This window comes from Bradyrhizobium agreste (assembly GCF_016031625.1).
GTDB classification, from domain to species: domain Bacteria; phylum Pseudomonadota; class Alphaproteobacteria; order Rhizobiales; family Xanthobacteraceae; genus Bradyrhizobium; species Bradyrhizobium agreste.
This window is the reverse complement of the sequence record NZ_JACCHP010000018.1, coordinates 99705-121890: the sequence shown is the minus strand read 5'-3', so window position 1 is coordinate 121890 and position 22186 is coordinate 99705. Positions and strand designations below refer to the sequence as shown.

Genomic DNA, 22186 nt, shown 5'->3' with positions numbered 1-22186 from the left:
AAGGATGACCCCGCCCGGCTGTCCCCCCAGGCGGGGTCATCCTTTTTGCCGCCAGACGGCTCGGCAAGGGCCCGGCTCACAGCCCTTCCGATTGCACGTTCCGCGTGTCAGAATGAGAACGGGTATCTGGAGGGCGATCGTGAATTGGCGGATCTCAATTGGATCGATCCTGATTGCGATGCTGACATCGGCACACGCGTTTTCCGAGCCGGCCTCACAGCCGAAAACAGCGGCCCAAGGCAACAGCCGCCCCGTCGTAGATGTCGAACTCGTGATCGCGGTAGACGTCTCGTATTCGGTGGAGCCGGATGTCCTTGCAGCTCAACGCGAAGGCTATGCTAAGGCCATCGTCTCCAAGGAGTTTCTGCGCGCCTCGAGGGCCGGCCCTAGCGGCAAGATGGCGTTGACCTATTTCGAATGGTCATCCACGGGCGACCAGAAAATCATCGTCTCCTGGCGACAGATCGACGGACCGGAATCAGCCGAGGCCGCCGCAGCTGAAATCATGAAGGCGCCGATCCGTCGCGGTTCGCGCACTTCGATTTCGAGTGCAATCAAGTTCGCCGTCTCGCTGATCGAACAGAGCCCGTACCGCGGCACGCGCCGTATCATCGACATTTCCGGCGACGGCCCCAACAGCAACGGCGATCCTGTCACCACAGCGCGTGACACGGCGTTGCAGCAGGGCATCGTCATCACCGGCCTGCCGATCATGACCTTTGCGACACCCGCTGATCCTACGGACTTCCAGCACATCGACCACATCGATTGGTACTACGAAGATTGCGTGATCGGCGGCCCGGGCTCCTTTGTTGTGCCGATCACCGGTCGCGAGAACTTCAAGGAAGCCATCCAGACCAAGCTGGTTCTAGAGGTCGCCGGCCGCACGCCAAACGCGTCGACTGCGCCCTCCGTGAACGAGAAGCCGCGGGTACTCTGCACGATCGGTGAGAAGCTCTGGCAGGAGCGGTGGCTGTCGAACAGTCCAGCAACATTTGGCCCGCCGGCCAAAAGTCCGGTGGCGATCAGCCCGGTGGCGACCAATCCGGTGGCCAATGATGACACGTTGAAGAAAGAGGACGCGGCGCTCTCCAAGAAGATTAAGGGTATCTGCCGCGGCTGCTAGGTGCTTTCGCTGGCCGGTGTCTGGCCGTCGTCCCTCGGCCATGCCATCACCCCTCCCATCCTCGCGGATTGATCCTCCAGCAGCAGAGGTCGACTCCGTTCGGGCAGTCGAGATCCTGTTTTCCCAAGCGATGTTGCAGCCCCGTCACACAAGGGTACGAACCATCACCTGCGGCAATCCGCGCTAGTTGCTATTGCGAATTAATCGCAATAAGGTTCGCAGCACCTGCAGGGACTTGGGAAGAAAACGCGTCGAACCGGGATCATCTCGGCCGACAGCGTGAACAACCGGAACCTGATGACAGAATCGCCGCGACCCGTCAGGGATATTGCGGCGGGTGGGACACATTCGCGTTTGGGGGCGTGCGTTTTGGCGTTGAGAGGTCACAGACACCGGTGCTTGCGAACGGCCGCGGCGATTGCCACGGGCGTGCTGGCTTTTCCGACCGCCGGCCGCGCGGCCGATCTGCCGCTGAAGGCGCCGGCCTTGAGAGCGGTCTATGACTGGACCGGCCTCTATATCGGCGCGCATGCCGGTTATGGCCGCGGCTCGTCGCACTTTGCGCTGACCGACGGCACCGCACTCAGCGGCAGCGGCATTTTCAGCGGCATGATCGGCGGCGTGCAGGCGGGGTACAATTACCGCCTCAACTCCGGCTGGCTGGTCGGCGTAGAAGGCGATTTCTCGTTTCCCAACTACATCACCTCGAACTCGATCGTCTCGTTCCTGGCGACGCCCGCCAACACCATCACCCAGCAATGGGACTACACTGCGAGCCTGCGCGGCCGCGTCGGCTACAGCAGCGGGCCGTGGCTCGTCTACGCCACCGGCGGCTTCGCCTTTATGGGCGAGCGTTATTTCGACGCGCCGGCCTCCGGCGTCGAAATCCCGAAGATCCTGAACACGCGGCCCGGCTGGGTCGCAGGCGCCGGCGTCGAGTACGGCTTCGCGCCGCATTGGAGCGCGCGGCTCGAATATCTCTACAGCCACTTCGATAGCGCCAACGTCGCCTTCTCCACGGGCGCGCAGTACACCTCCTCTTCGTTCGACTTCCAGCAGGTCAGGCTCGGCCTCAACCGCAAGGTCGATTGGCCGGGCCTACCGAGCTACGACCCGAAAAGCTCGCTGATCGACACGGAATCGGATCGCTGGGAGATCCACGGCCAGAGCACCTATCTGCCGCAAGGCTATCCATCATTCCCCGCGCTCTATACCGGACCGAACTCGCTGTCGCCGTCGCGGCAGGCCAAGGCGACCTGGAGCAACAGCCTGTTCCTGAACGCGCGGCTGTGGGACGGCGGCGAGGTCTATTACAATCCCGAGCTGCTGCAGGGATTTGGACTGAGCGACACGGTCGGCGTGGCCGGCTTCCCGAACGGTGAGGCGCAGAAGTCGAACTTCCCCTATCCGCACTACAACACCTCGCGCCTGTTCGTGCGCCAGACCTTCGGCTTTGGTGGCGAGCAGGAGGAGCTTGCCAGCAGCCAGCTGCAGCTCGGACAGAAGGTCGACGTGTCGCGCCTCACCTTGCAGGCCGGCAAGTTTGCCGTGGTCGACGTGTTCGACGGCAATGCCTATGCCAAGGACACCCGCAAGGACTTCATGAACTGGTCGCTGTGGGCACCCGGCGCCTTCGACTATTCCGCCGACAAGGTCGGCCTCACCTACGGCGTCACCGCCGAGCTCAACCAGAAGCACTGGGCGCTGCGCGGCGGCTATTTCCTGATGGTCTCGGAGTCCAATTCAAATCATTTCGACACCAGGGTCGGCGAGCGCGGCCAGTACGTGCTCGAGCTCGAGACGCGCTTCTCGTTGCTCGGCCAGCCCGGCAAGCTCAGGACCATGGGCTGGCTCGACAGTGCCAATATGGGCAGCTTCCGCGAGACACTGGCCGATCCCGCGCTCAATCTCGACATCGCGCAGACCCGGCGCGGCCGCGTGAAGTACGGCTATGTGCTCAACCTCGAGCAGGCGATCACCGACGATGTCGGGCTGTTCGGCCGCTGGAGCTGGAACGACGGCCGGTTCGAAACGCTGGCCTTCACCGACATTCATCGCAGTCTGTCCGCGGGCTTGTCGATCAAGGGCGCGAGATGGGGAAGGCCGGACGACGTGATCGGCGTCGGCGGCGCGATCAACGCGATCTCGCAGGACTACCGCGATTTTCTCGCCGCCGGCGGCACGGGCGTGCTCATCGGCGACGGTGCGCTGAACTACCGCAAGGAGCGCATCCTCGAAACCTACTACGCGTACGCGGTGAACAAGAACATCACCCTCACCGCCGACTACCAGCTCATCGTCAACCCCGCGTACAACGCCGACCGTGGACCGGTGTCGGTGTTTTCGGGACGGCTGCACGGGGAGTTCTGAGCTGGGGCGCTGGCGCGATGAAATCAGGTGGTGGCCGTTTCACCTCTCCCGCTTGCGGGAGAGGTCGGCGCGAAGCGCCGGGAGAGGGCTTTCTCCTCTCGGAGATTGTCCCATTGTGGAAGCACCCTCTCCCCGACCCTCTCCCGCAAGCGGGAGAGGGAGCGCACCTCCGTTGCAGCGATCAACTCTCATATCGCGACGTCCTACGCCGCGCGGATCGCGTCCAGGAATTTTCCGACCTCGGTCTTGAGGCGGCTGCTTTCGCCCGAAAGCGACCTTGCCGATGCGAGCACGTTGGAGGAGGCCGATCCGGTCTGCCTCGCGCCGCGCTGCACGTCGACGATGCTGGCGGAGACCTGCTGGGTGCCGCGCGCGGCCTGCTGCACATTGCGGGAAATCTCCCGCGTCGCTGCGCCCTGCTCTTCGACCGCGGCGGCGATGGCGGAGGCGATCTCGGACATGCGGGCGATGGTGTCGCCGATCGCCTTGATGGCGGCGACGGAGTCCTCCGTCGCCGCCTGGATGCCCGAGATTTGCTGGCTGATCTCGCCGGTGGCCTTGGCGGTCTGCTCGGCCAGCGCCTTGACCTCGGAGGCGACGACGGCGAAGCCGCGACCGGCCTCGCCGGCGCGCGCCGCCTCGATGGTGGCATTGAGCGCCAGAAGGTTGGTCTGGCCGGCGATCTGGCTGATGAGCTCGACGACGTCGCCGATCCGGCCTGCAGCCCTGGCGAGCTCGCCGACATGCTCGTTGGTCCGCCCGGCCTGCTGCACGGCCTCGCCGGCGATGCGCGCGGAATCCTGAACCTGACGGCCGATCTCGTCGACCGACGAGGCCATCTCCTCGGCCGCGGCGGCAACGGTCTGCACGTTGGTGGAGGCCTGCTCGGAGGCGGCGGCGACGGTCGCCGTGACCTTCTCCGATTGCTCGGCCGCGCTCGTCAGCGTTCCCGCGGAGGCTTCCAGCTCGGAGGATGCCGACGAGACGGTGTTGATGACGTCGCCGATCATGGCCTCGAACTCGCGCGCGATCTGATCCATGCGCTGGCCGCGCTTCAGCTTTGCTTCCGCTTCGATCGCGGCGGCCTCGTCGGCGGACTTCTTGGCGAGCAGCGAATCCTTGAAATGCTGGAGCGAGCCGGCAACCTGGCCGATCTCGTCGCTGCGGCCCGTCGCCGGAATCTCGACCTCATGCTGCCCGGCGGCGAGCGCTGCGATCACATCGGCGATCCGGCCGAGCGGCGCCACCACGCGCCTGCGCAGCATGATGGTCACAGCACCGAGCGTTCCAAGCAGGGCCAACATGGCGATACCGGCGAGCGCAAGCACCGCCAATGCCGCGCTGCGCGCCGCCGTGGCTCGCTCAGTCGCCTCGGCCAGCGCCGCGTCCCGTACGCCGAAGAACTTCTGCACGGCCGGCACGACGACGGTGGCGAGGTCATCGTTGGTCAGGCCGTATTTGGCGTCGCTGCGCGCCGCCGGCATCTCTTTCTCGACCGCCGGCGCGGCTTGTCCGAAATAGGCCTCTATGGCCTCCTTGAACGCCTTGGCAATCCGGGGCGGATTGCCAAGCTGATCGATACCGGCCTCGATGCGCTCACGATCCGCCTCCACGCGTCCCTGCAATCGGTCCATCAGAGAGAACTCGGCCGTGGTCAGCGGACGACGGGCGGTCAGCGCCGGTGACAGCGTCGCGGCGCGACCGCCGGCCGACACGCGCAAATCCTGCGCTGTGCGGGCGACGCTCAGCAGTGCCGAGAGCGAAGAATCGGCAGTGGCGATCCTGGCCTCGAGCCGGTTCATAATCGGCTCGAGAATCCGGATGATCTCGGCAATGGCGGGCAGGAAGCCCTTGATCGCAGCGCCGTCGCGTGCGCTCAGGGGAACGCTCATGGCGCGATCGGCCGCCGCGCGGGTCTCGTTCAGCAGGCGCGCGGCGCGGTCGAGATCTGCAGCGATCGAAGCATTGTCGTCCAACGCGAGGACAAACCGCCTTGCATTCTCGAAGGCGGCGTCGGACGCCTTCGAAGCCTTCGCACAGGCCTCGAGCTGCGCCGGCGTCGCCGGATTTTCCTGGAAGATCGGCGAGATGTAGGGCGCGCGATAACCCGCAACGTGCTGGCTGACCACCAGAATTGCACCGAAAGCGCCCACCGCCTTGATGGCCTCGGAGCGATCCGCGTAGATGCGCGTCTGGGGGATCAGCACCTCGGCGCCGAGAATGACTGCAAATACCGTCACCGCCAGCATCGACAGCGCAAAAGTTTGCCGATCCGCATCCTCAGGTCCCCGCGTATTATTTCTGTAAGCGCGAAAACTAGCCGGCGGCCACTAAGGGCTCGTTAAGCAACGATCCGTAGTTCCGCGGGGTGCCAGGCCGATCCGGACGGCTGGGAACGGTGTCGCGCACGGGTTCCCTTTCGGCGGCGAATAAGCAGAATCGCCAGCACTTCCGCACCGAATACCTATATCAATGGCTTGCGCCGGCACGCCGGCCACACTGACTTACCTCCGGAATGTCAATGCTCTCGCTTGAACTCGTCATCGTCGTCGTCCTGATCGTCATCAACGGCCTGCTCTCCATGTCCGAGCTGGCCGTGGTCTCGTCGCGTCCGGCGCGGCTGTCGCTGCTCGCGGCCAAGGGCGTGCGCGGCGCCGAGCGGGCGCTGACGCTGGCGGCCGATCCCGGCAAGTTCCTCTCGACGGTGCAGATCGGCATCACGCTGGTCGGCGTGCTCTCCGGCGCGTTCTCCGGCGCGACGCTGGGGCAGCGGCTGACGCAATGGCTGCTTGAGCTCGGTCTGTCCTCAGGGCTTGCCGACATCGTCGGCGTCGGCATCGTGGTCACGCTCATCACCTACGCCACCTTGATCGTCGGCGAGCTGGTGCCGAAGCAGGTGGCGCTGCGCGACCCCGAGAGCATCGCGGTGCGGGTCGCGCCGGCGATGCACGCGCTTGCGAAAATATCGCTGCCGCTCGTGTTTCTGCTCGACGTCTCCGGCAAGCTGATCCTCACGCTGCTCGGCCGCGGCGGCAAGGGCGAGGAGAAGGTCTCGGAGGACGAGATCCATCACCTCGTCCGCGAGGCCGAGAGTGCGGGCGTGCTCGAGCCCGGCGAGAAGGAGATGATCGCCGGCGTGATGCGGCTCGGCGACCGGCCGGTCGGCGCGGTCATGACGCCGCGCACCGAGGTCGACGAGATCGACCTGAACGACGATCCGGCCGCCATCCAGGAGATCATCGCCAAGAGCCCGCATTCGCGCTTTCCCGTCTCAGACGGCGATCGCGACAAGCCGATCGGCGTGCTGCAGGCCAAGGATTTGCTGGTCGCTTATATGAACGAACGCAACCCTGACCTGCGCGCACTCGTGCGCGAGGCGCCCGGCATCCCGGTGTCGGCAGATGCGCGCGACGTGCTGACTATCCTGAAAGCGGCGCCGGTTCACGTCGGGCTCGTCTATGACGAGTACGGCGCCTTCGAAGGCATGGTGACGGCCGCCGACATCCTCGAGTCGATCGTCGGCGCCTTTCATTCCGAGGAGGGACCGCCCGAGCCGGCCTTCATCAGGCGCAACGACGACTCGCTGCTGATCTCCGGCTGGATGCCGGTCGACGAGTTCGGCGAACTGCTCGGCATCGAGCTGCCGCCGCATCGCTACAACACGGTCGCGGGCCTCGTGCTGCAACAATTCAGCAAGCTGCCCAATGTGGGCGATGCCTTCGATTTCGGCGGCTGGCACATCGAGGTGGTCGATCTCGACGGGCGAAGGATCGACAAGATTTTGGCAAGCCGGCTGGGCGAGCAGGCGGCGGCGTGAGGCCCCTCACCCGAACCTCACCCCGATCCGCTTTTCCTTGCGCCAGACCACGGTGCAGCGCCGATGCGTGCCGTCGGCCTGGACGAACAGGGTGAAATGATCGGGAATCCCGACGGGGCTGGTGACGTCGAGTGCGGCGCCGGTAGCGGAGAGATTGCGGACGGTGCAGTCGATCGCGCCGCCGCCGAACTCGATCGTTCCGGCCTTCAGCACCCGATGTCGGGCTTTGTCGCGTCGCTCGTTCATGGGGCGAATTTACACCCAAAGCTGAACCAAGCGTTAAACCCACCCTCCGCTCTCGGCAATTTGACGCCTGGCCTACGGCAGAAGCGGCCGGCATCTCACTGCGCCGGCTGGAACGTCTCGGCGCGCGCCATCTGCCAGGCGTCGCGGAAGCGCGGGTCTTCGGTGCCTTCGAGCAGTTCGCCCGGACGCAGCGCCGGATAGAGCTGCGCGAAGGACTTGACCCGGGTCGTCGACGTCCGCTGGCTGAAATGAATCGGCCGCAGCTGCTGCGGATGTTCGAGCCCGGCCGCGGCGATCAGCTCGGTCAGCGAGTGCAGCGTGGCATGGTGATAATTGGCTACGCGATCGATCTTGAGCGGCACGTAGAGCGCGCGCGCCCGCGTCGGGTCCTGCGTCGCCACACCCGTCGGGCAGCGGTCGGTGTGGCAGCTCAGCGACTGGATGCAGCCGAGCGAGAACATGAATCCGCGCGCCGAATTGCACCAATCGGCGCCGATCGCCATGGCGCGCGCCATGTCGAAGGCGGTCGCGATCTTGCCGGAGGCGCCGATCTTGATGCGGTCGCGCGCATTGATGCCGACCAGAGCGTTGTGGACGAAATTGACGCCCTCGCGCATCGGCATGCCCAAATGATCCATGAACTCCAGCGGCGCCGCGCCGGTGCCGCCCTCATTACCGTCGACGACGATGAAATCGGGATAGATGCCGGTCTGAAGCATCGCCTTGCAGATCGCCAGGAACTCCCAGGGATGGCCGATGCAGAGCTTGAAGCCGGCCGGCTTGCCGCCCGAGAGGCGGCGCATCTCGGCGATGAACTGCATCATGCCCACAGGCGTCGAGAAGGCGCGGTGCGAGGCCGGCGAGATGCAGTCCTCTCCCATGGCCACGCCGCGGATCTTGGAGATCTCCTCGGAGACCTTCGCCGCCGGCAGCACGCCGCCATGGCCCGGCTTGGCGCCCTGGCTGATCTTGAGCTCGACCATCTTGATCTGGTCGTCGCCGGCGACGCGCGCGAACGCTTCGGGATCGAAGCTGCCGTCGAGATGCCGGCAGCCGAAATAGCCCGAGCCGATCTCCCAGATGATGTCGCCGCCCATCTCGCGGTGATAGGGGCTGACGCCGCCTTCGCCGGTGTCGTGCGCGAAGCCGCCTTTCTTGGCGCCGGCATTCAATGCCCGCACCGCATTCGGGCTGAGCGCGCCGAAGCTCATCGCCGAGATGTTGAACACCGAGGCCGAATAGGGCTTTGCGCAATCGGGCCCACCGATCACGACGCGGAATTTCTCCGTCGCATGCGCCTTCGGCGAGACCGAGTGATGCATCCACTCGTAGCCCTCGCGATAGACGTCCTCCTGGGTGCCGAACGGCCGCTTGTCGAGCTCCATCTTGGCGCGCTGATAGACCACCGCGCGAGTGTCGCGCGAGAACGGCATGCCGTCCTTCTCGCTCTCGAAGAAATATTGCCGCATCTCGGGCCGGATCTCTTCGAGCAGGAAGCGGATATGCGCGGAGATCGGATAGTTGCGCAGCACCGCGTGGCTCTTCTGCAGGAGATCGCGGATGCCGAGCAGCGTCAGCGCGCCGAAAATCAGGATCGGCACCAGCAGGATGTCGAAGATCTTGCGGTCGACGATGCCGATGCTGATCAGGAGCGCGGTGACCACCGCGCAGATCGTCAGCACGATGAAGCGCGGCGAGAAGGGCAGCAGCAGGGTTTCCATGATCCCCTCCTCCGCCAACGGCAGGCGTTTAAGGGGTGCATGCGTCTTGTTGTCGTCGGCCACGATTCCGATCCTCTCGCCAGCAGAAGGCGCGTCACGATACGCCCGCGCCTGTCATACGGATATGACGCCGCCCTTGTTTCACGCTAGCGAATTCGGCCGAGACAAATCAATCCGCCGGGAGGATAGGCTATTGCAATGCAGCAAGAAGGGGGATGGGGTTAGGCGGCAAGCGGCCGCAAACCAAGCAGTGTCCCGGGCAAGCGCGAGCGCAGACCCGGGACCCAGAATGCAACACCAAGCGATGCGGAGCGATGGGCCCCGGCTCTGCAGCGCACCGCCGAAAAGGCGCTGCACGGCGTCCGGGGCGCGAGCGCGTGGCTCGAGCTTACCGCTCGACGAAGGCCTTCTCGATCACGAAATGGCCGGGCTTGTTGCCGCTTCCTTCGACGAAGTCGCGACTCTCGAACATCGCCTTGAGCTCTTCGAGCATCGCCGGGCTGCCGCACATCATGATGCGGTCGGTTGCGATGTCGAGCGGGCCTTGCCCGATGTCGTTGAAGATCTGCTCGGAATTGATCAGATCGGTGATGCGGCCGCGGTTCCGGAACGGCTCGCGGGTCACGGTCGGATAATAGACGAGCTTGTCCGCGAGCAGCTCGCCGAACAGCTCATCCTCGCGCAAGGTGGCAACCAGCTTCTCGCCATAGGCGAGCTCGGAGACCTGGCGGCAGCCATGCACCAGCACGATGGACTCGAACTGGTCGTAGACGTCGGGGTCCTTGATCAGGCTGGCGAAGGGCGCAAGGCCGGTGCCGGTCGAAAGCAGCAGCAGCCGCTTGCCGGGAAGCAGGTTGTCGGTGATCAGCGTGCCGGTCGCCTTGCGGCCGACCAGGATGGTGTCGCCTTCCTTGATCTTCTGCAGGCGCGAGGTCAGCGGACCGTCCTGCACCTTGATCGAGAAGAATTCGAGCTCTTCCTCGTGGTTGGCGCTCGCCATGCTGTAGGCCCGCAGCAGCGGCCGGCCATCGACCTCGAGGCCGATCATGGCGAACTGGCCGTTCTGGAACCGGAAGCCGGTATCGCGGGTGGCGCGGAAGCTGAACAGCGTGTCGGTCCAGTGGTGGACGGAAAGAACCTTCTCTCGGTAAAACGCGCTCATGATTTTCGATATTCCGAATAACTGCGGTTTTAGGGCAAAAGCGTTGCCCAGCCCTGAAATCGGGGCGGTCACCATTTGCCATGGCGGAGGATTTCGCGTGTGTGATCTACGCCATTGAGACCAATAATCAACCTCGTTTCGGATGCAATTGATGCCGGTCAAACCGGCATTTGCGGCAGAACTGGTCGCATCATTAATGAATCTGCTGCCGCGCGCGCGAAGAGGGCAATTTCTTTTCCCGCCAAGGCGCGATTGCAGCACTTAATTTCCGTCGCGCTCGCGAGAATTTCATTAAGAATAGCTCTGATTTTCATCCCGGCATTGCGCCGCTTCCCGCATTCTTGCGGCTTTTGGCGCCAGGATGGTCTGAACCAGGCGACTGAAGCAGATGGCCGGCAGCGAGCGGATCTTCGTCCAGGCGATCAGGCGCTATTGCGCCCGCCGCGGTATCGCGGTCGATGTCCGGGCCGACGGCTGGCTGATCGCGATGCAGCTCGGCGATACGCGCCGCTTCGCCTTCGGCTATGACATCGGCCTGAACAGTGCGATCGCGCATCGCCTCGCCAACGATAAATCGGCGACCGCCGAGGCGCTGACGCTTCAGGGCGTGCCCTGCATTCCTCATCGCCTCTTCCTCAACCCGAGGCTGGGCGTGCACGTCGCCGGTCCGGGCTGGCGTGAAGCGATGCTGGTGCTGCTCGCGCAGAATCCGCAAGGCCTGGTGGTGAAGCCGAACGAGGGGACATCAGGGCGATCGGTGTTCAAGGTGACGACGGAGGCGGAACTCGACCATTCGGCCGGCGAGGTCTTTTCGATGAGCACGGGGCTCGTGATCTCGCCCTATGTCGCGATCGAGGAGGAGGTCCGCGTGGTGCTGCTCGATGACGTGCCCCTCGTCGTCTACAGCAAGCAGCGCGGCGCGGATTGGCGGCACAACCTCGATGCCGGCGCAAAGCCGGTGCTGCTGCAGGATGACGAGGTCCGCGCGGCCTGCGTGAAGCTCGCGATCGAAGCCGCGCGCGCCATCGGCATCGTCTTTGCTTCGATTGACGTGGTTCGCGTGAACGGTGAATGGAAGGTGCTGGAGATCAATTCCGGCGTGATGATGGAGGCGCTCGGCAAGCTGCATCCGGAGCTGGTGCAGGCGACGTATGACGCGGCGCTGGATCGGGTGTTTGGGGACGAAGGGCAATAACCGCGGCGGAGGTCCCACCCTCCCCTGGAGGGGGAGGGTCGCTGTGCGTGAAGCGAAGCGGAATGCGCAGCGGGGTGGGGTGAAAGTCTCTCCACCGGAACACTGCCCGCGTGGAGAGATCACCCCACCCCGCTCGCGCTGCGCGCGATCGACCCTCCCCCTCCAGGGGAGGGTAAGAAGGACTGCCGCTAATTGTTCGCGCCGGCGGAATCGTCCATCGCCTTGAACGCTTCCTCCAGTTGCAGCGAGATCGGCACGTTTAGGCGCTCGCCTGTGGGAAGCCTCGCGATGAACCATTTGTTGTAGAGCGGAACGAGGTCGCGGTTGGAGCCGAGCTTGCGGAAGGCGCGCTCGACCACGGCGGCGAGTTGCGGCTCGCCCTTCCTGAACATGATGCCGTAGGGGTCATAGGACAGATAGTCCCCGACCACGCGAAAATATTCCTGGGCCTTGTGGCGCGCGATCAGGCCGTAGAGCAGGATGTCGTCGGTCGCGAATGCATCGGCCTTGCCGTCGTTCACCATCCGGAACGACTGCTCGTGATCCGGCGCGGTCACGATGTTGAGGCCGAGCGAGAGCTTCTTGTCGACGGCGTGCATGGCCTGCTCGTTGGTCGTGCCCTTGGTGACCACGACGGTCCGGCCCTTCAAATCCGCAACACCGGAAACAGCCGCTCCCTTCGGCACCATCAGCTTGGTGCCGGCGACGAATATCAGCGGCGAGAAGGCGACGCGCTTGCCGCGCTCGGCATTGGCCGTGGTCGAGCCGCATTCCAGATCGATCTTGTTCTGGAGCACGGCGTCGATGCGGTCGTCCGAGGTCACCTTGACGTAGTCGATCCTGAGATTGGGATCGTCGACCTCGACGCCGATCTCCTCGACGATGGCTTCGCACAGCTCGAGGCTGTAGCCGATCGGGCGGCCCGACTGGTCGAGGAACGAGAACGGCGGTGAGCTCTCGCGATAGCCGAGCCGCACGGCGTGGGCCGACTTGATGGTCGACAGCGTCGGGCTGAGCCCTTCGCTGACGGTCTGGGCGAGTGCCGACGTCGCGAACAAGGAGGTCGCGAGCAACGACGCGGCGAGCAAGAGGACGCCCAACGTCAACGGCCTTGCCAATATCCGGCCCATGGCCCGCTCCTACCCATGGCCGGCCATCGCGGGCACCTCGCCCGGGACCATGTCCTCAGGCACGATGTCGCCGGGTCCGAGCGCGTGCTCAGGCCCGAGCTCACCTTCCCATTTGGCCACGACCGAGGTCGCAAGCGTGTTGCCGATCACGTTGGTGGCGCTGCGGCCCATGTCGAGGAAGGTGTCGATGCCCATGATCATCAACAGCCCCGCCTCGGGAATGTTGAACTGCGCCAAAGTCGAGGCGATCACGACGAGAGAGGCGCGCGGCACGCCGGCGACACCCTTCGAGGTGATCATCAGCGTCGCCAGCATCGCGAGCTGGGTGCCGAGCGGCATGTCGATGTGATAGCTCTGCGCGATGAAGACGGCCGCGAAGGTGCAGTACATCATCGTGCCGTCGAGATTGAAGGAATAGCCGAGCGGCAGCACGAAGCTCGAGATTCGCGACGAAGCGCCGAAGCGGTTGAGCGCCTCGAGCGTCTTCGGATACGCCGCCTCCGAGCTCGCGGTCGAGAACGCGATCATCAGCGGCTCGCGGACCAGCTTCAAGAGATGGCTGTAGCGCGGACCGATCACGATGAAGCCGACGATGACCAGGATGGTCCACAGGATCGCCAGCGAGAGATAGAAGCCGCCCATGAACACGACGAGCTTCCACAGCACGGCAAGACCGTTCTTGGCCACGGTTGCGGTGATTGCGGCCCACACCGCGAGCGGGGCGAACAGCATGACGTAGCTCGTCACCTTCAGCATGATGTGGCCGACGTCGTCGATCAGCGCCAGGATCGACTTGGAGCGCTCCGGCATCGCGCCCATCGCCACCGAGAAGAACACCGCGAAGATCACGATCTGCAGAATCTCGTTCTGCGCCATCGCATCGGCGATCGAGGTCGGAATCAGATGGGTCAGGAATTTCTCGATGGAGAAGGCCGAGACCGGCAGGCCGGTCGATTGGCCCGCTGCGGGCAGCGTGCCGGGAAAGTTGGCGCCGGGCTGCAGCAGATTGACCATGATCAGGCCGAGCAGCAGCGAGACGAAGGACGCGCTGACGAACCAGCCCATGGTCTTGGCGAAGATGCGGCCGAGCTTGGAGCCCGAGCCCATATGGGCGATGCCGCCGACCAGGGTCGCGAACACCAGGGGCGCGATGATCATCTTGATCAGGCGCAGAAACATCATGGCGATCAGGTTGATGGAGGAGGCCCAGTCGGCACGCGTGTCGGGCAGGAAGTTGTAGATCGCCGAGCCCATGACGATGCCCAGCACCATCGCGGCCAGAATGTATTGTGTGAATCTGTTGGACATCGCTTACCCTCACATGCTCCGGCGCTTCATGATGTCGTAGATAGTCCAGCGACGCAACACGCTTTGCGTGTGGTCGCGTTTTCAGGATGTTCCCGTTGTGAAATGGAATGCGGCGATCTAGCCTTCATGCAGCGCACAACACATGCGGCTTGCACGTTTTCTTTGCGGCGGCTGCATCAATAATCGTCAAGCAGATGAAAAGGGGAAACGCCATGAGCGGCAACATCAATCGCCAGATTCTGCTGGTGGAAAAGCCCAGCGGCAAGCTTGGCCCGGAACATTTCAGGATGGTCGAGGGCGCGATGCCGGAGCCGAAGGACGGCGAGGCCTTGCTGCGCGTACGATACATCTCGCTCGACGCGGCCAACCGCGCCTGGATGCACGGCGCGACCTATCGTTCCGCCGTCGAAGCCAACAGCGTCATGGCCGGCGGTGCCATCGCCGAGGTCGTCACCTCGAAGGCAGCGGGGCTTGCGCCCGGCGATCTCGTGTTCGGCGACACCGGCTGGCAGGAATTTGCCGCCGTGCCGGCCAAGCATCTGACCAAAATGCCGAAGCTCGAGCCGATGACGCATTTGCTCAGCGTGTTCGGCATCGCCGGCCTCACCGCCTATTTCGGCCTGCTGGAGATCGGCAAGCCCAAGGAGAGAGAAACGGTCGTGGTCTCCGCGGCCGCAGGCTCGGTCGGCTCGATCGTCGGACAGATCGCCAGGATCAAGGGATGCCGCATCGTCGGCATCGCCGGCGGCACTGAGAAGTGCAGCTGGCTGACCTCCGAGCTCGGCTTCGATGCCGCCGTGGATTACAAGGACGGCGCGGTGTTCAAGGCGCTGCGCGCAGCGGCGCCTGATGGCATCGACGTCTATTTCGACAATGTCGGCGGCGACATTCTCGAAGCCTGCCTGCCCCAGATGAACAATTACGGCCGCATCGCCTGCTGTGGCGCGATCTCGCAATATGATGGCGCGCCTGCCGCACATGGCCCGCGCGGCGTGCCCGGGCTGATCGTGGTGAAACGGCTGACCATGCAGGGCTTCATCGTGATGGACTACATGAAGGACAGCGAGCGCGCGCTGGCCGATCTGCAGGCCTGGGTGAAATCCGGCAAGCTCAAGGTGCAGGAGGACATTCTCGACGGACTCGAGAACACGCCGAAAGCGCTGATCGGATTGCTTGCAGGCGAGAACCGCGGCAAGCGCATGGTCAAGCTCTGACGGCGCAACTGCACCGGCATAATTGACTTGCGGGTGACGCCAAAGCGGCGAATGATGCTACATGCGAGGCGTCACTCGCCACAATTGCGATTGCACTCCATTTTAGCGAATCGTCGGCGTTACCGACGGGGCAGGAAATCACCAGATGTTCAACACGTTGAAGCATGCATCGGCGCGCACGGCGTTGCTGGCGACGGCACTCTTCGCAACTGCAACAGGAGCGTTCGCGCAGACCGAGGCCCAGAAGAGCGCCATCCGGTCCGCATGCCGCTCGGACTTCATGGCGCATTGCGCGAGCGTGACGCCCGGCGGAGTGGAGGCGGTTCAGTGCCTCGCCAAGAACATGTCGAGCCTGTCGTCGGGCTGCCAGGCTGCGGTTCGCGCGGTCGAGCCGGCCGCCGCGCCGAAGACCGAAGCGGCGCCCGCCAAATCCGAGCCGGCCAAATCTGAACCGGCCAAATCTGAGCCGGCAAAAACGGAGGCAGCGCCCGCCGCCGAGCCAGCGGCCAAGCCGGGAGCGGCAGCCGCGCCGAAGGCAGCTGCAGCAAAGCAGCCGAGCCCCGCCCAGGTTTCCGCGATCAAGAGCGCCTGCCGCGGCGATTATCCCAAGGTCTGCGCCAGCGTGCCGCCCGGCGGCGCGCCCGCGATCGAATGCCTGGAGAAGAACAAGGCGAAGGTGTCGGCCGGTTGCGCCAAGGCCGTGAATGCGGCGTTCGGTGGCGAAGCGGCCGCGCCCGCTTCGGGTGCTGCACCAGCCGCCGCGGCGGCACCGGCCGCCATCGTGCTGCGGCCATTGCTCCCGCGCGAAGAACTGTTCATCGCGCGGTCAGCTTGCGGCGCCGACATCCGCACCCTCTGCGCCGGCGTGGCGCCCGGCGGCGGCCGGATCATCCAATGCATTTCCAACCGGGCGGCATCGCTCTCGCCGGCCTGCAAGGAGGTGCTCGCGCCATTCGCTGCGAGGTAAGGCGAAGCGGATGATGGACGTCCCAGCACGGAGATGAATTGCGGCGTGCGCGACCGATAATCGCACGCTGACACAGATACTTTCTTCAGTCGCAGTTTCGATCACGACAAGCCCCGGGAGGACAACATGCGTTCATTGCTGCTCGTTGCTTCTGCGCTCCTCGCCTTCGCCGCCACCATGACTTTCGAGGCCACCGACGCCAACGCGGTGGTGTGCGCCCGCGGCGTCGTTCGCGCCGGTTGCGCCGGCCCGAACGCGGCCGTGGTCGTCCGCAAGCCTGTGCCGGTGGTGCGCTGTACCAGGGTTCTGGTGAACGGGGTCTATGTGAAGCGCTGCGTCTGACCCCCCCGGTGGCCAATCCGCCCCGGTTTGGCTATGATTCGCGCCTGAAGGTTTCGGACCCGCAAAAGCGCGTCCGGACGCGTGCTTTGGCGTGCCGTGCGCTGCCAATAATTCCGCTGGCGCCGGACGCCGGAGCACATTAGTCTACCCCTAGATAGTAAGTATACTGTCAATTAGGGAGGCAGACGTTGCGGATCGCCGTGATTGGCGGGGGGCCTGGTGGGCTCTACTTCGCCTATCTCTGGAAGAAGCGTCACCCCGAGGATCAGGTCGACCTGTTCGAACAGAACCCGGCCGACGCGACCTGGGGCTTTGGCGTCGTGTTCTCCGACCAGGCGCTGGAGTTCCTGCGCGCCGACGACCCCGAGACGGTCGATGCGATCGCCCCGCACATGGAGAGCTGGGAGAACATCACACTGAACCTCGGCGGCGACAGCGTCGCCATCGACGGCGTCGGCTTCTCATCGATCGGCCGGCTGGAGCTGCTGAAGTTCCTGCAGCAGCGCGCGTTCGATGTCGGCATCACGCCGCGCTTCGACACGCAGATCCAGGCGATCGACCAGCTCAACGGCCACGATTTGATCGTCGCCGCCGACGGGCTGAACTCGCTGGTGCGCCGCGCCTATGAGGGCGATTTCGGCACCTCGCTGTCCTACTCATCCAACAAGTTCGTCTGGTACGGCACTTCGAAACGGTTCGACACGCTGTCGCAGACCTTCGTGAAGACCGAGCGCGGCGCCTTCAACGCCCATCACTACCGCTATTCGCCGACCATGAGCACCTTTCTGGTCGAATGCGACCACGCCACCTGGCAGGCCTATGGGTTCGCCTACAAGGACGTCGAGCAGTCCAAGGGCGTCTGCGAGGAGGTGTTCGCCGACACGCTCGGCGGCCATTGCCTCGTCTCCAACAAATCGGTCTGGCGCAACTTCCCCTGGGTCTGGAACGAGCACTGGTCGTTCAAGAACATGGTGCTGCTCGGCGATGCCCTGCATTCGGCACATTTCTCGATCGGCTCGGGCACGCGGCTCGCGATCGAGGACGCCATCGCCCTTGTCAAGGCGCTGGAGTCGGATGCGCATCTTGCGACCGCGCTGCATCGCTATCAGGCCGTGCGCAAGCCCATCGTGCAGAAGCTCGTCGACGCGGCGCGCACCAGTGCGTTCTGGTACGAAAATTTCGCCGAGCACATGAAGCTTCCCCTGATGGACTTCGCCTACAGCTACATCACCCGCTCCGGCCGCATCGACGATTCCCGGCTGCGTGCGATGTCGCCGGCCTTCATGGCCCGCTACGAAGCGGCCAAGAACGCCGGAGACGGCGCAAAAGACAACGGCGGAGATGCGGCATGAGCCACGACATCCGTGACCAGGTGCCCGCGGACAGCGAGGGGGCGCGCGAGATCGGCTTCGCCGTTCCCGACATTTACAATGCTAGCCGCGTGCTGTTCGACAATCTCGGCAAGGGCCGCGGCGACAAGCTCGCGCTCCTGGGGCCGGCAGGCACGCGCACTTACGCCGAGCTCTGCGCGGAGGCCTGCCGCTGGGGCAACGGTTTCGCTTCGCTTGGCCTTGCGCGCGGCGATCGTGTGCTGTTGTTTCTCGACGACACGCCGGCCTACCCTGCTGCCTTCTTCGGCGCGGTGCGCGCCGGCTTCGTGCCGCTGCTGATCAACACGTTGACGCCGCCGGACCTGTTGCAGTTCTATCTCTCCGATTCCGGCGCGAGCGTCGCGGTGGCGGATGCAGAATTCGCGGCCCGCTTCAATGCCGAGGCCTGCAAGGAGACGAAGCTGCATACGCTGATCGTCGCCAATGGCGCGGCCGGCGAGCACGTGGCGCCGCAGGCGCTCGCGGCGGCGAGCTGGCTCGCGCAGTTTCCGGCTGAGCTGGCCGAAGCGGACACCCAGCGCAACGACATGGCGTTCTGGATGTACTCCTCGGGCTCGACCGGACGGCCCAAGGGCATCGTTCACCTGCAGCACGACATGGCCTATACCGATGCCGCCTTTGCACGGAATGTGCTGAAGCTGACGCCCGACGACATCTGCTTCTCGGTACCGAAAATCTTTTTCGCCTACGGCTTCGGCAATTCCGTCACCTTCCCGTTCTCGGCCGGCGCCGCAACGCTGCTGCTCCCGGGCCAGCCGAAGCCGGCCTCGATCTTTGCGGCGATCGAGCAGTACAAGCCGACGGCCTTCTTCGGCCTGCCGACGCTGTACACATCGCTGACCAAGGCGGAAGGCGCGGACAAGACGGATTTCTCGTCGCTGCGCATGGCGCTCTCAGCCGCCGAGGTGCTCTCGGCCGAGGTCTTCAACGGCTGGAAGACGCTCACGGGACTTGAAATCATCGAAGGCCTCGGCTCGACCGAGGTGCTGCACATCTATCTCTCCAACCGGCCCGAACGGAAGAAGCTCGGCGCCGCAGGCCTGCGCGTTCCCGGCTACGAGGTCGCGCTGCGCGACAAGGACGGCCGCGACGTCGGCGACAACGAGGAAGGGATTCTGTGGGTGCGCGGCGATTCGAACACGCCGCTGTACTGGAACCGGCCGGACAAATCCGCCGAGACGATTCGCGAGGGCGGCTGGATCTACACCGGCGACCGCTTCGTGCGGGATGCCGACGGCTTCCACTTCTTCCGCGGCCGCGCCGACGATCTCGTCAAGATCTCCGGCCAGTGGGTCTATCCGCTCGAAGTCGAACTGTGTCTCGCCGATCACCCCGACATCCGCGAATGCGCGGTGTTCGCCGCCGAGCTGCCGGACCGTCGCATGACGCTGAAGGCGGTGGTGGTGATGAACAACCGCGCGGTGAACCAGAGTGAGGCGACGCGCAGGCTGCAGGACTATGTCAAGGGCAAGCTGCTGCCGTACAAATATCCGCGCGAGGTGATCTTCATCGACGAGCTGCCGAAGACGGGTACGGGGAAGATCGACCGGCAGGCGTTGCTCAGGATGTGAGGCGATAGTGCCGCCAGACACTCAGTGTCGTCCCGGACAAGCGCGCCTCCAGCGCGCGCCGATCCGGGACCCATAGCACAGGCGGACGTGGTTGCGGGGACTCGGAGTTATCTTTTCGCGCCCAACTCCTTCCTGTGGTTATGGGTCCCGGATCTGCGCTCCGCTTCGCTGCGCTTGTCCGGGACGACACTGAGAATGAGGCGCCAGCACAGCCTCACACCACCCTCACCCACCCTTCCCCAGATGCTCCAGCGCGTCCTCCGCACGCAGCGGCACGCGCGAGGCCTCGTTGTTGAGATCGACCAGTTGCGCCAGAAGACTCATCAGCGCCTTGCGGTCGGCGGGCTTGAGCGGCTCCAGCATCCGCACTTGCGCGCGCTCGACGGCGGGGATGATCTCGCGCAGGATCGCAGCGCCAGACTTGGTCAGATAGAGCAGCTTGATCCGCTTGTCCTCCGCTGCCGGCTTGCGCTCGATATAGGCCTTGGCCTGGAGTCGTTCGATCACGCTGCCGAGCGTCGAGCGGTCGAACGCGATCACTGCCGACAGCCGCGTCGCGTCGATGCCGGGATGGGTGTGGATGGCGACCAGCGCGGCATATTGCACCGGGGTGAGATCGAACGCCTTGCACTCCTCCATGAAGATCGAGACCGCGATCTGCTGCATGCGCCGGAACAGATAACCCGGCGCGGCATAGACCGCGTCCATCGTGATCGGAGGAAGAGGCTTACTCGGCATCGGGTTGCTTCTCCGGTGCGGCATCGGCAAACGCCGGCAGCGCCTTGGCGGCGGCCTCCGCCTGGAGCAGACGGGGATAGGCGGAGACATCGACGCCGAAGCGGCGCGCATTGCCGAGCTGCGGCACGAGGCAGAGATCGGCCAGCGTCGGAGCATCGCCGAAGCAGAACGGACCCGGCTCGGCCTTGATCAGCGTCTCGCAGGCCGACAGGCCCTCGCGATTGGCCCAGGCGGCCCAGTCCTGAACTTTCTCCTCGGGCAGGCCGAGCTCGCGCAGCCGCGCCAGCACCTTCAGGTTCTGCACCGGATGGGTGTCGCAGGCGATCGCCAGCGCAAACGCCCGCACCTTGGCGCGGCGCAGCGGATCTTTCGGCAGCAGCGGCGGATTGGGATGGGTCTCGTCGAGCCATTCGATGATGGCCACCGATTGCGTCAGCACTCCACCCGCATCGTCCTCCAGCGCCGGCACCAGGCCTTGCGGGTTGATGGCGAGATAGCTGGGGGCGCATTGCTCGCCCTTGCGCAAATGATGCGGCAGATGCTCGGCGCCGAGCCCCTTGAGGTTCAGCGCGATCCGCACGCGGTAGGCGGCGCTGGAGCGGAAATAGCCGTGCAGCTTCATGGAGAGCCTCCCAGGTTTTCTTGTCGTTCCGGGGCTCGCGAAGCGAGAACCCGGAACCTCGAGATTCCGGGTTCGATGCTTGGCATCGCCCCGGAATGACAACCATTACTACCGTTACCCTCACATTGACGCTACCTAGATCGTCAGTATACTGTCAATCGACAAACGACCGGGAGCCGCAACCATGGAAGCCGTGACCAAGACGCCGGAACGCGAGGCGTTCTACAAGAAGATCGACGGCGAAAACCTCACCGCGCTGTGGACGGTGATGAGCGACCTGATCACGCCGGAGCCGAAAAGCGCATGCCGGCCGCACCTCTGGACGTTCGACGTCATCCGCGACTACATGCTCGAGGCCGGCAAGCTGATCACGGCCAAGGAGGCCGAGCGACGGGTGCTGGTTCTGGAGAACCCGGGGCTGCGCGGGCAGTCCAAGATCACGACCTCGCTCTATGCCGGCGTGCAGATGGTGGTGCCCGGCGACGTCGCGCCTGCGCACCGCCACAGCCAATCGGCGCTGCGCTTCGTGCTCGAAGGCAAGGGCGCCCACACCGCGGTCGACGGCGAGCGCACCGCGATGGAGCCTGGCGACTTCATCATCACGCCGTCGATGACCTGGCACGATCATTCGAACGAGACCGATCAGCCGATGTTCTGGCTCGACGGCCTCGACATCCCCATGGTGCAGTTCTTCGACTGCTCCTTTGCCGAAGGCGCGAAAGAGGACCAGCAGAAGATCACGAAGCCCGCGGGCGACAGCTTTGCCCGCTACGGCCACAACCTCTTGCCTGTCGATGTGAAGCGGAGCTCGAAGACCTCGCCGATCTTCAGCTATCCGTATGCCTACACCCGCGAGGCGCTGGAGAAAGCCAGGACGAGCCAGCAATGGGATGCCTGCCACGGCCTCAAGCTGAAGTTCAGCAATCCCGAGACCGGCGATTTCGCCATGCCGACGATCGGCACCTTCATCCAGCTGCTGCCGAAGGGTTTTAACACCGCGCGCTATCGTTCGACCGATGCGACGGTGTTCTGCCCGATCGAAGGACGCGGCCGCAGCCGCATCGGCGATACCGTGTTCGAGTGGGGCCCGCGCGATCTGTTCGTGGTGCCGAGCTGGCGTTGGGTGACGCACGAGGCGGATGAGGACGCCGTGCTGTTCAGCTTCTCGGATCGGCCGGTGCAGCAGAAGCTGGATCTGTTCAGGGAAGATCGCGGGAACGCGTGAGGCTGACCCGTCATTCCGGGGCGATGCGAAGCATCGAACCC

17 protein-coding genes and 1 pseudogene are annotated in these 22186 nt (G+C 64.6%); 10 read left to right on the top strand and 8 right to left on the bottom strand.

The window, feature by feature from the left end; genetic code table 11:
* Window positions 1–139 precede the first annotated feature (139 nt).
* Together HZZ13_RS25295 and HZZ13_RS25290 are read left to right on the top strand one after the other, a co-directional pair.
* Window positions 140–973 (top strand): annotated as a pseudogene (locus tag HZZ13_RS25295) (DUF1194 domain-containing protein); the annotation flags it as partial.
* Between the two features lie 552 nt (window positions 974–1525).
* Entirely contained in the window at window positions 1526–3496 is a 1971-nt protein-coding gene (locus HZZ13_RS25290; protein WP_197962211.1) for a carbohydrate porin, read from the top strand.
* A 203-nt stretch (window positions 3497–3699) separates the two neighbouring features.
* On the opposite strand, the gene HZZ13_RS25285 is transcribed toward HZZ13_RS25290, so the two are convergent.
* Window positions 3700–5745, bottom strand: coding sequence for a methyl-accepting chemotaxis protein (locus HZZ13_RS25285; protein ID WP_197962210.1), 2046 nt, complete (start codon window positions 5743–5745; stop codon window positions 3700–3702).
* Window positions 5746–6017: 272 nt separating this feature from the next.
* Between HZZ13_RS25285 and HZZ13_RS25280 the strand changes: the two genes are divergently transcribed.
* Window positions 6018–7313, top strand: coding sequence for a hemolysin family protein (locus tag HZZ13_RS25280; protein WP_197962209.1), 1296 nt, complete (start codon window positions 6018–6020; stop codon window positions 7311–7313).
* A gap of 6 nt (window positions 7314–7319) precedes the next feature.
* Here HZZ13_RS25280 and HZZ13_RS25275 read toward each other — a convergent pair whose 3' ends face one another.
* The 3 genes from HZZ13_RS25275 to HZZ13_RS25265 form a co-directional block, all read right to left on the bottom strand.
* Window positions 7320–7559: a PilZ domain-containing protein gene (locus HZZ13_RS25275; RefSeq protein WP_197962208.1), complete on the bottom strand. Its 240-nt coding sequence runs from the start codon at window positions 7557–7559 to the stop codon at window positions 7320–7322.
* Window positions 7560–7654: 95 nt separating this feature from the next.
* Window positions 7655–9280 carry an FMN-binding glutamate synthase family protein gene (locus HZZ13_RS25270; RefSeq protein WP_197962207.1) on the bottom strand — a complete coding sequence of 542 codons (1626 nt, stop codon included), beginning with the start codon at window positions 9278–9280 and terminating at the stop codon, window positions 7655–7657.
* A gap of 388 nt (window positions 9281–9668) precedes the next feature.
* A complete protein-coding gene (locus HZZ13_RS25265) occupies window positions 9669–10442 on the bottom strand; it encodes a ferredoxin--NADP reductase (protein ID WP_197962206.1) in 774 nt (257 codons plus the stop codon).
* A 388-nt stretch (window positions 10443–10830) separates the two neighbouring features.
* On the opposite strand from HZZ13_RS25265, the gene HZZ13_RS25260 reads away from it, so the two are divergent.
* Window positions 10831–11637, top strand: a complete 807-nt coding sequence (locus HZZ13_RS25260) for an ATP-grasp domain-containing protein (RefSeq protein WP_197962205.1) — start codon at window positions 10831–10833, stop codon at window positions 11635–11637.
* Between the two features lie 188 nt (window positions 11638–11825).
* Here the strand turns inward: HZZ13_RS25260 and HZZ13_RS25255 are convergent, their stop codons facing one another.
* Complete coding sequence (locus tag HZZ13_RS25255) at window positions 11826–12767, bottom strand: amino acid ABC transporter substrate-binding protein (protein WP_197962204.1); 942 nt, start codon at window positions 12765–12767, stop codon at window positions 11826–11828.
* A gap of 9 nt (window positions 12768–12776) precedes the next feature.
* Window positions 12777–14075: a dicarboxylate/amino acid:cation symporter gene (locus HZZ13_RS25250; RefSeq protein WP_197962203.1), complete on the bottom strand. Its 1299-nt coding sequence runs from the start codon at window positions 14073–14075 to the stop codon at window positions 12777–12779.
* Window positions 14076–14287: 212 nt separating this feature from the next.
* Here HZZ13_RS25250 and HZZ13_RS25245 point away from each other — a divergent pair, with 212 nt between their 5' ends.
* The 5 genes from HZZ13_RS25245 (at window position 14288) to HZZ13_RS25225 (ending at window position 19560) form a co-directional block, all read left to right on the top strand.
* Window positions 14288–15289, top strand: coding sequence for an NADP-dependent oxidoreductase (locus HZZ13_RS25245; protein WP_197962202.1), 1002 nt, complete (start codon window positions 14288–14290; stop codon window positions 15287–15289).
* A 145-nt stretch (window positions 15290–15434) separates the two neighbouring features.
* Window positions 15435–16256, top strand: coding sequence for a cysteine rich repeat-containing protein (locus HZZ13_RS25240; protein ID WP_197962201.1), 822 nt, complete (start codon window positions 15435–15437; stop codon window positions 16254–16256).
* A gap of 126 nt (window positions 16257–16382) precedes the next feature.
* On the top strand, window positions 16383–16598 hold the full coding sequence (locus tag HZZ13_RS25235; protein ID WP_197962200.1) for a hypothetical protein: 216 nt from the start codon (window positions 16383–16385) through the stop codon (window positions 16596–16598).
* Between the two features lie 188 nt (window positions 16599–16786).
* Window positions 16787–17950: an FAD-dependent monooxygenase gene (locus HZZ13_RS25230; RefSeq protein ID WP_197962199.1), complete on the top strand. Its 1164-nt coding sequence runs from the start codon at window positions 16787–16789 to the stop codon at window positions 17948–17950.
* A complete protein-coding gene (locus tag HZZ13_RS25225) occupies window positions 17947–19560 on the top strand; it encodes a benzoate-CoA ligase family protein (RefSeq protein WP_197962198.1) in 1614 nt (537 codons plus the stop codon). Before HZZ13_RS25230 ends, HZZ13_RS25225 begins: the two co-directional genes overlap by 4 nt.
* Before the next feature lie 225 nt (window positions 19561–19785).
* Here the strand turns inward: HZZ13_RS25225 and HZZ13_RS25220 are convergent, their stop codons facing one another.
* Window positions 19786–20298, bottom strand: a complete 513-nt coding sequence (locus tag HZZ13_RS25220) for a MarR family winged helix-turn-helix transcriptional regulator (protein WP_197962197.1) — start codon at window positions 20296–20298, stop codon at window positions 19786–19788.
* Window positions 20288–20920, bottom strand: a complete 633-nt coding sequence (gene maiA / locus HZZ13_RS25215; protein WP_197962196.1) for a maleylacetoacetate isomerase — start codon at window positions 20918–20920, stop codon at window positions 20288–20290. The genes HZZ13_RS25220 and maiA overlap by 11 nt, the downstream gene beginning before the upstream one ends.
* 184 nt (window positions 20921–21104) lie before the next feature.
* Here maiA and gtdA point away from each other — a divergent pair, with 184 nt between their 5' ends.
* Window positions 21105–22145 carry a gentisate 1,2-dioxygenase gene (gtdA, locus tag HZZ13_RS25210; RefSeq protein WP_197962195.1) on the top strand — a complete coding sequence of 347 codons (1041 nt, stop codon included), beginning with the start codon at window positions 21105–21107 and terminating at the stop codon, window positions 22143–22145.
* Window positions 22146–22186: the final 41 nt, after the last annotated feature.

Coding starts and splice junctions, on each gene's coding strand:
- HZZ13_RS25285 (WP_197962210.1), bottom strand. CDS start 5,745: ATGCTGGCGGTGACGGTATTTGCAGTCATTCTCGGCGCCGAGGTGCTG.
- HZZ13_RS25280 (WP_197962209.1), top strand. CDS start 6,018: ATGCTCTCGCTTGAACTCGTCATCGTCGTCGTCCTGATCGTCATCAAC.
- HZZ13_RS25275 (WP_197962208.1), bottom strand. CDS start 7,559: ATGAACGAGCGACGCGACAAAGCCCGACATCGGGTGCTGAAGGCCGGA.
- HZZ13_RS25270 (WP_197962207.1), bottom strand. CDS start 9,280: ATGGAAACCCTGCTGCTGCCCTTCTCGCCGCGCTTCATCGTGCTGACG.
- HZZ13_RS25265 (WP_197962206.1), bottom strand. CDS start 10,442: ATGAGCGCGTTTTACCGAGAGAAGGTTCTTTCCGTCCACCACTGGACC.
- HZZ13_RS25260 (WP_197962205.1), top strand. CDS start 10,831: ATGGCCGGCAGCGAGCGGATCTTCGTCCAGGCGATCAGGCGCTATTGC.
- HZZ13_RS25255 (WP_197962204.1), bottom strand. CDS start 12,767: ATGGGCCGGATATTGGCAAGGCCGTTGACGTTGGGCGTCCTCTTGCTC.
- HZZ13_RS25250 (WP_197962203.1), bottom strand. CDS start 14,075: ATGTCCAACAGATTCACACAATACATTCTGGCCGCGATGGTGCTGGGC.
- HZZ13_RS25245 (WP_197962202.1), top strand. CDS start 14,288: ATGAGCGGCAACATCAATCGCCAGATTCTGCTGGTGGAAAAGCCCAGC.
- HZZ13_RS25240 (WP_197962201.1), top strand. CDS start 15,435: ATGTTCAACACGTTGAAGCATGCATCGGCGCGCACGGCGTTGCTGGCG.
- HZZ13_RS25235 (WP_197962200.1), top strand. CDS start 16,383: ATGCGTTCATTGCTGCTCGTTGCTTCTGCGCTCCTCGCCTTCGCCGCC.
- HZZ13_RS25225 (WP_197962198.1), top strand. CDS start 17,947: ATGAGCCACGACATCCGTGACCAGGTGCCCGCGGACAGCGAGGGGGCG.
- HZZ13_RS25220 (WP_197962197.1), bottom strand. CDS start 20,298: ATGCCGAGTAAGCCTCTTCCTCCGATCACGATGGACGCGGTCTATGCC.
- maiA (WP_197962196.1), bottom strand. CDS start 20,920: ATGAAGCTGCACGGCTATTTCCGCTCCAGCGCCGCCTACCGCGTGCGG.
- gtdA (WP_197962195.1), top strand. CDS start 21,105: ATGGAAGCCGTGACCAAGACGCCGGAACGCGAGGCGTTCTACAAGAAG.